Genomic DNA, 15,962 nt, shown 5'->3' with positions numbered 1-15,962 from the left:
AGTCTGCAATGAACTTGATTAACAAGTGGCGACAGCGTTTTCGAACCATGGTGCGTTACCGCCTGTTGGTGCTGACATCTGTGCCCATTATCATTACGTTACTCGCACTCATCGCATTGACCATGTATTGGACGGTCGCTTATTCGTGGAAAAATGCCTTGTCAGGCGTCAAAGCAGACCTTGCTGTCGCCAGCAACAGTATGGAAGTACTGCAACGAGAACAACGTAGTCAATTACATGCCATCGCCGATTCATATGACTTTCAAACGCAAATTGCCCGAATAGCTGACGAACCGGAAAAGATATTGAGTTGGGCACAATCTCGTGCTGATAAGTATGGCGTGGACTTCCTTGCTGTATACCCTGCCAGTGATATTGACCGATTGCCGCAAAGCTTGAGACAACGAATTTTGAACGGCAAAGAGCAGACCTTTTTTCAAGTGATGTCTGCGATCGAACTGGACTCGATTTCCCCCGATATGTCTGCCCGCGCTGAGATCCCGCTGTTGCAGGAAAACATCAAGGAATCACGCGGTTTAATTAGTCGCACCTTATTACCTCTTTACGATGAAAACGGACGATTAGAATGGATTGTGGATGGAGGGTTACTGCTCAACAACAGTACCGTCTTGGTAGATAGGATCCGTGATCTTGTATTTCCTCCCGGAAAACTGCCCGAGGCCAGCGTGGGAACCGTCACCCTGTTCATGGATGATATCCGTGTGAGTACCAATGTCCCCTTAGACAGTGACAATCGTTTTGGGCGTGCCATTGGGACGCGAGTGTCAGATGAAGTGCGCAATACTGTGCTGCTTGATGGCGATGAGTGGGTTAATCGCGCATACGTTTATGATGCGTGGTATATCTCTGCGTATAAGCCCATCCGAGACTTCAACAATACGGTTATTGGCATGCTTTATACCGGCTACCTTGAATGGCCGCTGATCAGTCGATATCTCACCAACCTCATTGAACTTGGGGTAGGGATTTTACTAACGCTTCTCATCTCAGGGCTACTGGTTTATCGCGGTGCCAAAGACTTATTCCGGCCCATAGAGCGCATTCACCGTGTGGTTCATCTTATGCGCTTTGAACAAGATGCGAGGATCGGCAAATTGGGTTTAGACCCTCAGCACGAACTGGCTATTCTCGCTCGACAGTTCGATAGCATGCTTGATCAGCTAAAAAAGCAAAATGAAGCGATTCGACAAAGTGCTTTAGAGCTGGAAGATAAAGTTAAACAACGAACAGCAAGTCTGCATGAGAAAACCGAAGAGCTAGAGCACAACATCAGCTTGCTAGAGCAAACTCGAAACAAGCTGTTATTAAATGAAAAACTGGCAGCACTGGGAGAGTTGACTGCCGGGATTGCGCACGAAATAAACAACCCCACCGCGGTTATTCTGGGCAATATAGAGTTGATGGAGTATGAGCTGGGTAAGCATAGTGATCTTATTTCGGAGGAGATGAGCACGGTGCTGGCGCAAATCGACCGTATTCGAAATATCACGCGTAGCCTATTGCAATACAGCCGCCAAGGGGGCGTTCAAGATACTGTCACTTGGCAACATGTGAATCCCGTGATTGAAGAAAGTGTGGTGCTAGTGCGTTCGGGCACAAAAAAACAAGATGTCGACATCGAGACCGAACTCAATGCCAAGTGTTGTGTGGAGATCAACCGTCATCAGCTTTTGCAGGTGCTGGTTAACCTACAGATGAATGGCGTTCATGCTATGAACGATAAAGGTAAGTTAATCGTGAAATCTGACGATTGGGTAGATATTCGAGGTGTTATACAAGGCGCTAAAATATCTATTCAAGATTTTGGCTGTGGCATTGCAAATGAAAACATGACCAAAATATTCGACCCCTTTTTCACCACGCGTCGATCTGGTACAGGGCTTGGATTGGCAGTCACCCAAGGTATCGTCAGTGGCTTGGGCGGGGAAATAAAAGTGGATTCGCAATTGGGCGAGGGCACGACATTCACGCTTTACTTGCGTGAAAAAATCCAAATGGGTGATGAAATCACGTCATTGAACGTTGTGGAGTAGCGGTAAAGTCAGCCTACTCTGCAGCCCACATTTGTTTGCCAGTATGGGCGAAGTGATAGCCCCCAAACTGTTCACTTTGCTTAAGAGTCGCGACGTCATCCAAATGATGAACTAGTTGCTGAACCAATGCGCGAAAGTAGATGTTTTTGGGGATGACGAGCTCAAACGCCTCGTTGGCGATAGGGTGAAATGCTAACCCAAATTCGCCAGCACCACTTTGGCTACCAAAACCAATGTCAGCGGCACCGCGGGCGATGGCGGAGCCGAGTTCGCGCTCGCTCAGGCATTCAACCACGGTATTCAGTTGATCGCGGGTTGTTCCGTTTCGAAATAGCCATTCATCCATAGCACGCGCACTTCCTGCGCCGTCTTGTCGTCCTGCCCATCGCCACTTATTGTCGATAAAGTGATGTGGGTCTTCGAGTTTTTCGAGCATTTCAGAACGCATGATCAGCCCTTGCTGACGTTCAAATGCGTGAAGCAGCACCCAATTTCTATGACCAGAGTACTGTTGAATCAACGCTGGGTGACGCAGTTTTGCTTCTTCTGCATTTCCCCAGTGAATGGCGCAGATATCAACGTGACCTTTTTCTAACATCGCGAGGCCTTGTTTGGTGCCGGTAGCGGTATAGCCAACCAGTGCTGTGCTGCCAAGAGCCGCCGCCATCTTGCTTACAATGTGCTGAAGCAAAGGGTCATCAGAGCCTGCAATGAGTAGGCGATCGTTGAAGACACCGTTGTGGCTCGATTCAATCAACCAGCGGTCAAGTAGGCTTTTAGGGAATAGCCATTTTCCAGTGACCTTGGTGGCGGGTAATACGCCATCGTTAGCAAGGCTATAAACTTTCTTTTCGTTCAGATCGAGGTATTCCGCGACCTGACGCGCATTCATAAAGGCCGGAAACTCACTCATCACGACCGCCTTTTACATCAAATTCGATATTCTCAGCCCCGTTAAACACCTGAAAGCGGTGGCCTTTGGCGCGGGCAATCATAGTAATGCCTAACTGCTTGGCGAGATCGAGCCCCATTTGGGTGATACCGGAACGTGACAGCAACACGGGAATTCCCATTTGCGCCACCTTGATGACCATCTCCGAGGTCAGTCTTCCCGTCGTATAAAAGACTTTGTCGCCCCCCGTTTCGCCTTCAAGCCACATCTCCCCCGTTAAGGTATCAACGGCATTATGTCTGCCAATGTCTTCGACAAAGGAAAGGATTTCTGTATCTCGGCATACGGCGCAGCCATGCACGGCGCCTGCGGCTTTGTAAGTGTCATTGTGGTGGGTGAGTGCTTCGAGTAAGCCATAGAGCATAGATTGTTTAATGTGTGGGCGAGGAAGCTGCAGGTTTTCTAATTTCTTCATGACGTTACCGAACATGGTGCCTTGACCACACCCTGAGGTCACCGTTTTCTTCGATAAGGTTTCTTCTATGTCTTCGTTCTGTTCGCTTGTGACAACAGCCGCTGATTGGGTTTGCCAATCAATAATGACGGAATCGAGCGCACTGGCATCTTCAATCAACCCTTGATTCTTCAAATACCCTAACACCAACATGTCAGGGCGGGCACCGAGTGTCATCAGCGTCACGATCTCCTGCCAATTGAGGTACACCGTTAACGCTCGCTCGCACGCGATTTGCTTGGTCATGGTTTCTCCATACTCGTCATGAACCATGACATCGATGGTTTGGGGGATCTCTGATTGCGTGGTGATGATTTTTGGGTGAGGCATCTAGCCGAGTTCCTTGTGACTGAAAATGAGAATGCTTGAATCCATAGGTTATTTGCAAAACCTGTTCCAACCCTTTGTGACTGGTATGTGTTTTGCTTTGTTGGGTAAATAGCAACCACAGCAGCAAGCGCAGCACCGGCTAAATCTACGTTTGGAATATGCTGCGGACATGACAAGGAGTGATGTGTGCCTGTAACAATCAAAGACCCTCAATACTGGCTCATGCAATTTGATCTGGTGTCGCAAGAAGTTGATGTTGGTCGTTGGAAAACCAAGCGTTGGTCGATCGCCAACTTGCATCTGCCGCGTGAAGAGGCAGAACGAATCGACAGCCAAATCTCTATGCCTCTAGAGCTTTATAAGGATGAGAGAACCGACTACCGATTCAACCTCAGTTCTCGCGACCCCCACCTGTTTTTTGTCTTTGACGTTCAAGATGATGAATCCTTAAAACCTCTGAAAGTGACCGCGGCACAATCCTGTGCAGCGAGTTTTATGGATGGTGATTACGTGGTGCTTTCTGAGCCGATGCCACTGCCGATTCAAGCATGGATGGAAGCGTTTATTGGTCGTCACGGTGAGTTACTAGAAGTGCGTAAGAAGAAGCGTCGTGGCGCGGGGAGGGCGAGTGGCAACTGATTCTTTTTTGCACCGATGGAATAAGCGAAAACAAGCGATTGCGGAAGGCGAGTCCAGTGAACTGAATGCCGAATTGCCGTTGAGTGACCAAGCTGTTGTTCGAGACAAAGACATGGTAGTGACCACTTTGGATGATGCATCCGATGTTCTTAGCGATGACAGCCATGACGCCCTTGACGTTCGAGCCCCCAGTGATCACATGGATGACGCTCAAGAAGAAGCGATATCAATGCCGGACATGGATGATGTTGCACGTTTGAAGCAAGGGGATTCTGCTGCGTCTTTTCTGGTTAAGGGCGTGTCTGCGGAGATCAAAAAAGCAGCGCTGAGGAAGTTGTTTCATAGCGAGGCTTATAACGTGCTGGATGGGATGAATGATTACGATCTTGATTACTCGAATAAAGCGTCGCTTTCCGCGGAGGTGGCTGCGAGTTTGCGTCAATGGACGAAAGAGCAAGTCGACGATTTACCCGACGACGCTTCTGAACAGCTTGATGCTGAACACAATCTTCATCAAACCGTGATGGAGGAGGAGCAACTTCCTCAAGAAGATTCTGAGAAGGTTTCCGATCATGGTGAGACAAATAGTACCCATGGAGATAATAGGGACAAATTGTCCAATGATGCGGGACAATTTGTCCCAAGAGATAATGTGGATAATAATTCAGGCGGATCCTGACTCCTTATTCGTCATTTTATTTCCTTCAAAACTGGTTCACTACTTGCTCTATCAATGAGGTCACAGGCAAAGGATATGCTAACCCCTTGTCTGACAACGCCTTACCACATTGGCAATGGCCTTGAGTTAATCAAAACGCATTGATAACGCCGATGTAGGAAATCAGTCCACGAGGTGCTAACCAGGACGGTTAGTTACCATGGCATTCGAGACGATGGCAAAGAAGACAATGTCGACAAAAAACAATATAACAACATTGAATCAACTCGTTGAAATAACAACGGACGCAGATGGCCGTGCTAGGCAACATGCACTGACCGCGACGGTAACGTTGGGGAATTTGATTCCACCAACGGTCACTTTTGCAAGCCGAGGTTTAGCCTTGGTTATTGGTGATGGTGTTGATGTGGCTGCATTTGCCAATCAAGTGCACGTTAACTCAGTTTCTCTGGGGAATATCGATCAAGTCGCGGACAACTTGGTGCTGGTCTGTACCGACGACACATCTCCTGAACTGCCCGAAGGTATGGCATTTTTCTATGCGCGAGAGGCCGAGATTAGCGGCTTTTTGGGGGCATTTGATGTGTTGATTACACACACAATGATGAAGCAAAACCTCGCCAATATTGCGAAAGGTAAACCGCAATTTGATGTGGTTATCGACCTATCAATGAACGGTTTCCATCCTGCAGAATTGCCGCCGCTTGGTTACTATGCTGTGGGGCGTGGTCTAGTGAGTGTCGCTGATGCGTGTGACGCCTTGGCGGACATGACTGGCACATTCGATAAGCCTAAATTTTTTCGCTTGGACACAGAACGATGTGCCCATTCGGCTCGTGGCCTTGAAGGATGTACGCGCTGTATCGAGGCATGCCCTGCCGATGCATTGAGCTCGGTAGAGCAAGCGATCACCATTAATCCTTATCTCTGTCAGGGAATGGGCTCTTGTGCGACTGCATGCCCAACAGAAGCCATCAGCTACGCGTTACCCGATCCTGATAACACGCAACATTTCGTTTTCCAGCTCATCTCTCAATACCGTGAGCAAGGCGGAAAATCCCCCGTTATTTTGTTTTACGCAGAAGCCTCTGAAACGGAGCTTGCTCAGCAATTGGCAGAGTTGCCAAGCCGCGTTATTCCTGTTCGCTTGGAAGAACTAGCCTCTGTCGGGATTGATACTTGGTTTAGCGCACTGGCGTATGGTGCATCTCAGGTAGTGCTCGCAACCTCTCCATTGCTCCCCGCTAAAACGGAGGCAGTGTTAGTACAAGAGGTGGCGAATGCGGTTACGTTTCTTCATGCGTTAAATCACGCCGAAGAGCGTATTTCAATTACCCCTCTTGCGTCCCTCACTCAGCAGCACCTCTTTGATGACGTGTTACTTGAGCATGAAGCAAAGCTGCTTGGCACTAAGCGAGAAAAGTTAGCCCAAGCGCTCGATCTTCTTGCGTCCAATATCGTCATGACATCAACCGTCAGCGCAGTACCAAATGGCGCTCCGTATGGACGTATTGAGATTGCCACCTCTGATTGCACATTGTGTATGGGCTGCGTCGCGGTGTGCCCGACCGATGCTCTGCAATCTATGGGAGATCGCCCAGGAATGACGTTTAGAGAACAAGATTGTGTGCAGTGCGGGTTATGCGAGAAAGCCTGCCCTGAGTCGGTGATTTCGTTGGTCCCTAACTACAACTGGGATGCTGACGAGCGTCAGCAACGTCAAATCATTCATGAAGAACCGGCGGCTGAGTGTGTCAGTTGTGGTAAGCCTTTCGCCCCAGTTTCTATGGTTAACATGCTCATTGAGAAATTACGAAATCACAGCCATTTCCAAGACGACGCCATCAAACGCTTGTCGATGTGTGAAGACTGTCGTGTGCGCGACATCGTCTCCGACATGATTGATAACCCAGACAATCAGATGAAGGTGTAGGAGGCGGATATGGCCATGCAAGATATCGCAATCGAAGACGTGACGAACGAAGACAATCAAATCCGCCAAAGCATCTACGGCCTGTTGGCGCATTTATTTCGACAGGCACCCGATGAACAGTCACTGGATTGGTTATCCACACTGGAAACAGAAGGGGATGAGCAGCCTGCCGGGATGGCAGCGGCTTGGTCGGTGCTGAAGCTCACCGCGAGTAATACGACTCCCACTCAAGCCGCCGATGAATATCAATTGATGTTTATCGGTGTTGGTCGCGGTGAGGTGGTGCCTTTTGGCTCTTGGTATTTAACGGGTTCGTTAATGGAGCTGCCATTGGCGTTGCTTCGTGAAGATCTCCGTCGACTTGGGTACGAGCGCCAAGATGGGACAAAAGAGCCTGAAGATCATTTTGCTGCGTTGCTTGAAGTGATGGCAATGCTGGTGGAAGAAGCGAATGAAGCAGAACAAGCTTATTTCTTTAACCGACACATAGCTGCGTGGTTTGAAAGGCTGTGTGAAGACACGAAACGTGCTCACGCATCGGTGTTTTATGCCGCTGTCGCTGAGCTTGCACAACGATTTCTCATGATTGAAAAAACTCGCTTTACCCAACGTCCATGGTGATACGCCCTACATCAACCTGACGTGGCATAAAAAGAATAAGGAGCTAGCAATGTCTGAAAAGCAAAAAGATACAGAGCTGCAGAACACCAATCGGCGTCAGTTTCTGACCGGTCTAGGTGTGGCTGCCGCAGCGGGTGCTGTGGCAACGGTTGCAACAACACCCGCTCAAGCAGAGAGCGTGGTGAAAGCACCGGAGCAGAAGAACGCATCAGGTTATCGCGAAACCCAACATATTCGCGATTACTACGATTCTCTATAACCCAGCGTGAAGATGGAGTTTGACAATGAAACTAACCAAACGCTCTGATTCGGTCATCAAGGATGAAAAGCAGCTGGGTGTGTCGCGCCGTACATTTATGCGTAACACGTCTTTGGCGACTGCAGGTGGTATCGCCGCAGCAGGCATGTTTGCACCGGGTATGATGAAAAAAGTGGCAGCAAAGGATGCTGACCCAAGTAAACCGGTTGAGCAAAAACGAACCATTTGTTCACACTGCTCTGTGGGCTGCGGTGTATATGCTGAAGTGCAAGATGGAGTGTGGACCGGGCAAGAGCCTGCGTTTGACCACCCGTTTAACCTCGGTGGACATTGCGCCAAAGGGGCGGCTCTTCGTGAACATGGTCATGGCGAACGCCGCTTGAAATACCCAATGAAACTGGTCGATGGCAAATGGCAAAAGATCAGCTGGGACACCGCACTGAATGAAATCGGTGACCAAGTGCTGGATATCCGTGAGCAGTCGGGCCCTGATGCGGTCTACTTCTTAGGATCTGCAAAGCACAGCAATGAACAAGCCTATATGTTCCGTAAAATGGCATCGCTTTGGGGCACGAACAACGTCGACCACCAAGCGCGAATTTGTCACTCCACGACAGTGGCAGGGGTAGCCAATACGTGGGGCTACGGGGCCATGACCAACTCCTTTAACGACATGCATAACTGTAAGTCGATGCTCTTTGTTGGCTCTAACCCTGCGGAAGCTCACCCTGTCGCCATGCAGCATATCTTGATAGCGAAAGAGAAGAACGGTTGTAAGATCGTTGTTGCTGATCCGCGTCGCACGCGCACCGCTGCAAAAGGGGACCATTACGTCTCATTGCGTCCGGGTACTGACATTGCCTTCATCTGGGGCTTGTTGTGGCATATTTTTGATAACGGCTGGGAAGATAAAGAATACATTCATCAGCGTGTTTTCGGTCTCGACGAGATTCGCGAGGAGGTGGCCAAGTGGCCGCCAGAAGAAGTGGAGCGTGTCTCTGGTGTTGGTCGCGATGATATGTATCAGGCGGCGAAAATTCTCGCGGATAACAGACCCGGTTGTGTGGTTTGGTGTATGGGGGGGACTCAGCACACCACAGGGAACAACAATACTCGCGCCTACTGTGTGCTCGAATTAGCTCTGGGTAACATCGGTAAGTCTGGTGGGGGTGCGAATATCTTCCGCGGTCACGATAACGTGCAGGGCGCGACTGATTTAGGCGTGCTTTCTCATACATTGCCAGGCTATTACGGTCTTTCTGATGGCGCATGGAAACATTGGTCGAAAGTGTGGGACGTTGATCATCAGTGGGTCCAAGACCGTTTTGACCCTGCAGAATATAACGGTTCAAAACCGATCAACAGCAATGGTATTCCTGTGTCTCGCTGGATAGATGGCGTACTGGAAGACAAAGATAAGATCGCGCAGAAATCGAATATTCGCGCCATGTTCTACTGGGGGCATGCGGTTAACTCGCAGACTCGTGGACCAGAAATGCGTAAGGCGATGGAAAAATTGGATTTGATGGTCATCGTCGACCCTTATCCAACCGTGGCTGCGGTCATGAACAATCGTCAGAATGGCGTCTATTTGCTCCCCGCAACGACACAGTTTGAAACGACTGGGTCGGTGACTGCCTCTAACCGCTCTTTGCAGTGGCGTGACAAGGTGATTGAACCGCTGTTCGACTCTAAACCCGATCACACCATCATGTACTTGCTATCGAAAAAGCTCGGTTTTTCAGATCAATTGTTTAAAAACATTGAGGTGAAAAACGATGAGCCTGTTGTTGAAGACATCACTCGAGAGTTCAACAAGGGCATGTGGACTATAGGTTATACAGGCCAAAGTCCGGAGCGTATTAAAGAGCACCAGAAAAATTGGCATACCTTCAATACCACAACACTTGAAGCGCAGGGCGGCCCTGTTAACGGTGAAACCTATGGCCTGCCTTGGCCATGCTGGGGAACGCCAGAAATGAAACACCCAGGTACACATATTCTTTACGATACGTCGAAAGAAGTGGCTCGAGGTGGCGGTAACTTTCGAGCGCGCTTTGGTGTGGAATACGAAGGTAAGAGCCTATTGGCTGTCGACAGCTATTCAAAAGGGTGTGAGCTTGAAGACGGTTACCCAGAATTTACCGATAAGATGCTCAAGCAACTTGGCTGGTGGGATGATTTGACCGCTGAAGAGAAGGTGGTTGCTGAAGGTAAAAACTGGAAAACCGATTTGTCTGGCGGTATTCAACGTGTTGCCATCAATCATGGTTGTATGCCTTTCGGGAACGCGAAAGCACGAGCGATTGTGTGGACATTCCCAGACCGCGTGCCACTTCACCGTGAACCGCTTTACACGCCTCGTCGCGACCTACTTCCTGAGTATGCAACGTGGGATGACAAAGCCGATATTTATCGTCTTCCTACCTTGTACAAGTCTATTCAAGATATTGATGCGGCTAAAGACTACCCCATTATTCTGACATCAGGCCGCTTGGTCGAATATGAAGGTGGGGGTGAAGAAACGCGTTCAAATCCTTGGTTGGCAGTGCTCCAGCAAGAAATGTTCGTTGAGATCAACATTGTTGATGCTAACAACCTCGGCATTGTTGATGGACAAGATGTATGGGTTGAAGGGGCTGACAAAGGCCGAGTCAAGGTCAAAGCCATGATCACACCACGCGTTTACGCAGGATTGGCATTCATGCCGTTCCACTTTGGTGGTGTGTATCAAGGGGAAAGCTTGCTCGATAAGTATCCTGAAGGTGCAGAGCCGTTTGTGATTGGTGAGTCCGCTAACACGGCAACCACCTATGGTTATGACCCGGTGACTGTCATGCAGGAAACCAAGGTTACCCTTTGTAAGATCATTCCAGCGTAATAGGGAGCATACACGATGGCCGATATGAAATTTATGTGTGATACCAAACGCTGCATTGAGTGCAATGGGTGTGTCACCGCTTGTAGTAACGCGAACTCCGAGGTGGTTACCTGGGGTATTCAACGTCGTCGAGTCGTCACACTAAATGACGGTGAAAAAGGCGAAAACTCAATTTCTGTCTCTTGCATGCATTGCGCCGATGCGCCTTGCATGGCGGTATGTCCGGCAGATTGTTTTTATCGCACCGAAGATGGCATTGTCCTGCACAACAAAGAAACCTGTATTGGTTGCGGATATTGCTTGTTTGCCTGTCCATTTGGTGCACCTCAATTCCCGAAAACCGCAGCCTTTGGTGAGCGTGGGAAAATGGATAAATGTACCTTCTGTGCGGGCGGTCCTGAACCTGATGGTTCTGCTAAAGAACGAGAGCTTTACGGTGCTAACCGCATTGCTGAAGGGAAACTACCTCTTTGTGCAGAGATGTGTTCCACCAAGGCATTGCTAGCGGGGGACGCAGAGAAAATATCTGCTGTTTTCCGTCAGCGTGTGGTTGAACGCGGCGCGAAAGGTGCAGGTTGGACAAACGGCAACGACCTTGCGTACGACGCATCAAAAAGCTGATGAGCATGGAAAGCTGCTGGAAATATCCAGCAGCACGAGGAGGAGATATGTTTAGAACATTGCTCGCCATGCTGATGGTGATTGCTGCCTTCACTGTGCCCATGTCGTTTGCGGAAACCGCTGAGAAAGCCGATCCACAGAAAGAGATGGTGCAATTGGCTGGGCCAGAGTTTTGGCGAGAAGTACGGTCTGGAGAAAAGGGGTTTACGGTTGCTAATGGTTCGGAAGCCGGTCAGCTAATCAATGTTGATGGACAGCGTTGGCGTGAAGTGAGAAATCAATGGGTAAGTCCTATTGGGTTGATTTTCATTGGGGCGTCTGCGTTAAGTTTGCTGCTGTTTTACCTCTGGGCGGGACGTATCGAACTGTCAGACAAGCGTTCCGGTAAGAAGGTAAAGCGATGGACACCATTTGAACGTGCTATGCACTGGTTTACCGCGATCAATTTCTTGATCTTGGGGTTCTCCGGCATTGTTCTTTTGTACGGTAGACATTTCATTAAACCTGTTGCGCCAGATGCTATCTGGGGAAGCTTGATTTACGCGGCGAAGCTATCGCATAACTACTTGGGGCCTTTGTTCGTTCTTGGCTTACTTTGCATGTTGGTGAAATGGTTCAAGAACAACATGATCAATAAGGTCGACATTGAATGGTTTAAGCAAGGTGGTGGGATTTTACCTAACGGTAAGCACCCTGATGCGGGATTTTGTAATGGCGGTGAAAAAATCTGGTTCTGGTTGCTCGCAACAGTCGGCGTAGTGGTTTGCGTGACTGGGTTAGTGATGGATTTTCCGATTTTTGGACAAACCCGCGCAGACATGCAGATCGCCAACGTGATCCATGGCATCGCATCCTTGGGTTTGCTGGCCGCCGCATTTGGTCACATCTATATCGGCACAGTCGGTACAGAAGGTGCACTTGAAGGCATGGCAACAGGGTATGTCGACGAAACGTGGGCGAAACAGCACCACAAGCTTTGGTTAGAAGAAGTCCAGAACTTACCTGAGTCAACCACGAAAACATCGGCAACGGATGAACAAAAAGCCTAGAGCGTTAGGTCGAAGTTGTCGTAATGCTTGATGTACCGTGTTACGAGTTAAAGGCTTGCTTCGGCAAGCCTTTTTGCTAAGTGATGTATGGTGTGGGTCTCAATCAATCAAATCCCAGTTAAGCGCGGTACCGAACGGAATGTCCGTTTTAGCTGTTTTGCCAATAACATCATCATAGTATTTCGGCGCTAAGCCAAACCCGGGTCTGACACTGCGCACGTTATCTACGGTGAAGGTGTCGCCTGCTTTCATTGGCTGGCTGACATACAGCGAGCGACGAAACTGCTTGTTACCCTTTTCGGCGTCTTTGAGTTGATAGCCTGCTTGGCCTAGCGCTTGCCATGCGGTTTCTGTATCTCGGCATAATGTCGCGAGTTCGTCAGGTTCTAAAGAGAACGTGGAATCAGGACCTGGGTCGTTTCGACTCAAAGTGACATGCTTTTCAATCACTGAAGCGCCAAGTGCAACAGCCGTGACGGACACGGTTGTGCCGAGGGTATGATCGGAAAGGCCTGCTATGACACCAAAACGTTCTGCTAAATCTGGAATGGTGCGTAAATGGCTTTGCGATGCAGGTGCAGGGTAGGCGCTGATGCAATGTAGCAACACCAATTCTTGGCATCCATTGTCTTTTGCGGTATCAACGGCTTCAGCGATTTCCTCATCGTTTGCCATGCCCGTAGAAATGATCATTGGCTTGCCTGTTTGCGCCACGTAACGGATCAGCGGCAAGTCGATAGCTTCGAACGAGGCAATTTTATAGGCAGGCGCGTTAAGATCTTCGAGCAGATCAACGGCAGTGAAATCGAATGGCGAGGAAAACAGCGTAATGTCCAGTTCACGTGCTTTATCAAACAACGGTTTGTGCCAATCGAATGGGGTATGGGCTTCTTGGTACAAATCATACAGTGAGCGCCCATCCCACAGGCCGCCATGAATTTGAAACTCTTCAGCGTCGCAATTCAAGGTAATGGTATCGGCGGTATAAGACTGCATTTTTACCGCATCTGCCCCAGCGTGTTTCGCCATGGCTAAGGTTTGAAAGGCGCGTTCCAGTGAGCCATTATGGTTCGCAGACATTTCAGCAATGATGTAAGGCTTTTGGTCTGGGCCAATCTTGCGCCCATCAATCGTAATGAATTGCGTCATAGTGTCTTGCTCTGCTGCGGGTTGGATTGGCATTGTTGTGTGATGCTTGGCTCGCGTAAACGCCAAGTGTTGATGGTTAACGCGAAATCAAAGTAAGGGATAGCGTTCTCGTCTGCGTCGTACGCAATGGCTTCGCCAAGTTGGGTAAAACCGAGTTTGTTGTGCAAGTGCAGCACTTTGGGATTGATGGCTAACACGCGGCTATCAACCTGCTGCAAACTAAGTGTGTTAAAGGCATGGTTTAATGCAGCATGCAGTATCACAAGCCCAACGCCTGCACGCGCATTTGGGGCTTTGTAGAACCCCCATTCAGCGCGTCCACTTTCTTGATTAATGTCTGTGAACGACACCATACCGATATCTGTACCTTCAATACTCACCACGTAAAAGCGCTTCGTATTGTCGTGCTGTATGCGTTCAAACCACGTTGCATGTTCATGGGGCTTGATCTCGTGGGTCGTGAACATTTTCTCGCGGGTTTCAGGGGCGTTTCGCCATTGACGAACAACATCGAGGTCGTCTTTGGTCATGGCTCTTAGTGATACGTTCATGGAAGAGGTTTGCGGCATTAGGAGGCGGCCTCCATGACATTAACCACGCGGTTCGCACCGTCACCATCAATGTCCGATTCAGGCAATCGCCAAGGCAAGGAATCCCAATGTTCCGCTAACCAATCAAGTTCATTGGAGTAGCAGGCTGGTGTGGTTGTATCGCTTACACCGAGGTAACGATAAAGCCCCGACTTCGCGAGGTGCTCAGCCATCTCCCGCTGGTTCTCTGCCACGGATACCAGCGTACTTGGTAAGCGCAAGCAGGTGCGTTCGATAGCACTGACCCCGGCACCACCAAACGCATAGCGAGAATGCGCCAGTTCGGTTTCAAAGTCGGGCAGGCTCTTTACTAAGGTGACAAAAGCGGGTAACGGCTTCTCCAGTAACTCTGCTTCCCTTGGGTTCGACATGCCGTAAACCAGTACCACTCGAAAGGGCAAGTTGGGGATCTGTTGGCAGGCCGAGAGAAGTTTCAAGCACTCGCCAGTTGGATCTGTGCCGCTGAAAAACGCAATGACTTGGTTTTTGATGTCTTCTCGGCGGGCTTTTCTGAGCGAGGCAAAGCTGTCGCGCAGCAAAGCGAATTTGGGACCAAGCAGTTGCTGACACGATGCAGGCACCAAAGCGTGGTAACGATGTTCGAAGTTAGGCCAAGGGTTGTGGTCGAATAAAATCTCGCAATTATGTTGACGATTGGCGAGATCATCAATGGCGAAGATTTTTGCGCCTTGGCATTTCATCAACGATTGCCACTGGGTATCCAGCGCATAGTGATCGAACACCACCCAATCAAAAGGCGTTTCTTTGAGAGCCGATAGGCACTGTTTCGCGTCTTCTTCTTGGCTTACGCCTAACCAGTGCTGGTAGTCATTACGGTCAGAGGTGACGATTTCCTCTATCGCTGGTAAGGCAATGACGACGATACCTTGCTGGCGGCAATAATCAATTAGGTTGCCCGTTAATTCGCGACTCAACATGGTGGCATTGTGGCGGCGCTCAAGAAGCTTTTTCGCCAGCACCAAACAGCGCATGACATGCCCTGTACCAATTTGGTTTGAGGCATCGACGCGGATAACAACGTTCACAGCTCGCCTCGCTGTGAGAGAATTTCGTAAAGCATTTCGGCGCGCACCCAATCATCGGGCTCATCGATATCCTGAACGCGAAAGTGCGGGATTTGAACCGATTTAGAATGCGGGGCAAAAATAGGTAAACCTGACACAAATGCGCTCGGTTTGCCCCAATAGAACATACCTGCATCGTGGAATGCAGGTTCTAAGTCTTGTGAGCGCGTGGAGAAATGTTCAGGCCAGAACATCTCTACGTTGCCTTCTTGATTCATGCGAATGCTGCGCTGGATCGGGAAGGAAAAGCGCGTGCTGGCAAAGGTATATTGGGTGTTGTTCTCAGCCAGTAAGGCTAACCCTTCTTCAAGATCAGAAGGGCGGGTAAACGGCACTGTTGCGTAAAGACAGCAAACGGCACTGATAGGACGATCGTCATTTTCTTCCAGCCACTCAATCGCATGTTTAATGACATCTAGCGTTGTGGCGTGGTCATTGGCAATACCCGCAGGGCGAAGGAAGGGGATTTCTGCGCCGAATGCTAGCGCGACGCGGGCGATCTCATCGCTGTCTGTGGAGACGATGATGCGGTCGAATAATTCGGACTTTTTTGCCACATCAATGGCATAGGCGATAATAGGCTGACCGATGAAGGTCTTCAGGTTTTTACCCGGAATACGTTTGCTGCCACCACGGGCAGGGATAATACAAACTTTCATATTGTCC

At 49.5% G+C, this 15,962-nt stretch carries 15 protein-coding genes; 9 read left to right on the top strand and 6 right to left on the bottom strand.

Annotated features, from left to right (window positions below; translation table 11 throughout):
- Positions 1–8 precede the first annotated feature (8 nt).
- Positions 9–2,054 carry a sensor histidine kinase gene (locus LRP50_RS07155; protein ID WP_274163773.1) on the top strand — a complete coding sequence of 682 codons (2,046 nt, stop codon included), beginning with the start codon at positions 9–11 and terminating at the stop codon, positions 2,052–2,054.
- Between the two features lie 13 nt (positions 2,055–2,067).
- Here LRP50_RS07155 and LRP50_RS07150 read toward each other — a convergent pair whose 3' ends face one another.
- Positions 2,068–2,967 carry a helix-turn-helix transcriptional regulator gene (locus LRP50_RS07150; protein WP_274163772.1) on the bottom strand — a complete coding sequence of 300 codons (900 nt, stop codon included), beginning with the start codon at positions 2,965–2,967 and terminating at the stop codon, positions 2,068–2,070.
- On the bottom strand, positions 2,960–3,790 hold the full coding sequence (locus LRP50_RS07145; protein ID WP_274163771.1) for a formate dehydrogenase accessory sulfurtransferase FdhD: 831 nt from the start codon (positions 3,788–3,790) through the stop codon (positions 2,960–2,962). The genes LRP50_RS07150 and LRP50_RS07145 overlap by 8 nt, the downstream gene beginning before the upstream one ends.
- Before the next feature lie 186 nt (positions 3,791–3,976).
- Between LRP50_RS07145 and LRP50_RS07140 the strand changes: the two genes are divergently transcribed.
- From LRP50_RS07140 to LRP50_RS07105, 8 genes are all read left to right on the top strand, one after another.
- Positions 3,977–4,429, top strand: a complete 453-nt coding sequence (locus LRP50_RS07140) for a DUF3305 domain-containing protein (RefSeq protein ID WP_274163770.1) — start codon at positions 3,977–3,979, stop codon at positions 4,427–4,429.
- The gene (locus tag LRP50_RS07135) at positions 4,419–5,108 is read left to right on the top strand and encodes a DUF3306 domain-containing protein (protein ID WP_274163769.1); all 690 of its coding nucleotides are present in this window, start codon (positions 4,419–4,421) and stop codon (positions 5,106–5,108) included. The genes LRP50_RS07140 and LRP50_RS07135 overlap by 11 nt, the downstream gene beginning before the upstream one ends.
- 229 nt (positions 5,109–5,337) lie before the next feature.
- Positions 5,338–7,041, top strand: a complete 1,704-nt coding sequence (locus tag LRP50_RS07130; protein ID WP_274163768.1) for a 4Fe-4S binding protein — start codon at positions 5,338–5,340, stop codon at positions 7,039–7,041.
- Positions 7,042–7,050: 9 nt separating this feature from the next.
- Complete coding sequence (locus tag LRP50_RS07125; protein WP_274163767.1) at positions 7,051–7,662, top strand: TorD/DmsD family molecular chaperone; 612 nt, start codon at positions 7,051–7,053, stop codon at positions 7,660–7,662.
- Positions 7,663–7,711: 49 nt separating this feature from the next.
- The gene (locus tag LRP50_RS07120; RefSeq protein WP_274163766.1) at positions 7,712–7,921 is read left to right on the top strand and encodes a twin-arginine translocation signal domain-containing protein; all 210 of its coding nucleotides are present in this window, start codon (positions 7,712–7,714) and stop codon (positions 7,919–7,921) included.
- Positions 7,922–7,946: 25 nt separating this feature from the next.
- A complete protein-coding gene (locus LRP50_RS07115; RefSeq protein ID WP_274163765.1) occupies positions 7,947–10,802 on the top strand; it encodes a formate dehydrogenase subunit alpha in 2,856 nt (951 codons plus the stop codon).
- Between the two features lie 15 nt (positions 10,803–10,817).
- Entirely contained in the window at positions 10,818–11,423 is a 606-nt protein-coding gene (gene fdh3B / locus LRP50_RS07110) for a formate dehydrogenase FDH3 subunit beta (RefSeq protein WP_028025033.1), read from the top strand.
- 47 nt (positions 11,424–11,470) lie between these two features.
- Positions 11,471–12,472 (top strand): formate dehydrogenase subunit gamma, encoded by a 1,002-nt coding sequence (locus tag LRP50_RS07105; RefSeq protein ID WP_274163764.1) that lies wholly within the window; start codon positions 11,471–11,473, stop codon positions 12,470–12,472.
- Between the two features lie 99 nt (positions 12,473–12,571).
- On the opposite strand, the gene pseI is transcribed toward LRP50_RS07105, so the two are convergent.
- Genes pseI through pseF form a run of 4 tightly spaced genes read right to left on the bottom strand, consistent with a single transcriptional unit; the run spans position 12,572 to position 15,955 of the window.
- On the bottom strand, positions 12,572–13,621 hold the full coding sequence (gene pseI, locus LRP50_RS07100; RefSeq protein WP_274163886.1) for a pseudaminic acid synthase: 1,050 nt from the start codon (positions 13,619–13,621) through the stop codon (positions 12,572–12,574).
- On the bottom strand, positions 13,618–14,190 hold the full coding sequence (gene pseH / locus LRP50_RS07095) for a UDP-4-amino-4,6-dideoxy-N-acetyl-beta-L-altrosamine N-acetyltransferase (protein WP_274163763.1): 573 nt from the start codon (positions 14,188–14,190) through the stop codon (positions 13,618–13,620). Before pseH ends, pseI begins: the two co-directional genes overlap by 4 nt.
- Positions 14,190–15,257: a UDP-2,4-diacetamido-2,4,6-trideoxy-beta-L-altropyranose hydrolase gene (gene pseG / locus LRP50_RS07090; protein WP_274163762.1), complete on the bottom strand. Its 1,068-nt coding sequence runs from the start codon at positions 15,255–15,257 to the stop codon at positions 14,190–14,192. Before pseG ends, pseH begins: the two co-directional genes overlap by 1 nt.
- Entirely contained in the window at positions 15,254–15,955 is a 702-nt protein-coding gene (pseF, locus tag LRP50_RS07085; RefSeq protein WP_274163761.1) for a pseudaminic acid cytidylyltransferase, read from the bottom strand. Before pseF ends, pseG begins: the two co-directional genes overlap by 4 nt.
- Positions 15,956–15,962: the final 7 nt, after the last annotated feature.

The sequence above is a fragment of the Enterovibrio gelatinilyticus genome, from assembly GCF_028683095.1.
Lineage (GTDB): Bacteria > Pseudomonadota > Gammaproteobacteria > Enterobacterales > Vibrionaceae > Enterovibrio > Enterovibrio gelatinilyticus.
Note: the sequence above shows the minus strand (reverse complement) of the source record. Positions and strands in the feature narration are given on the sequence as shown.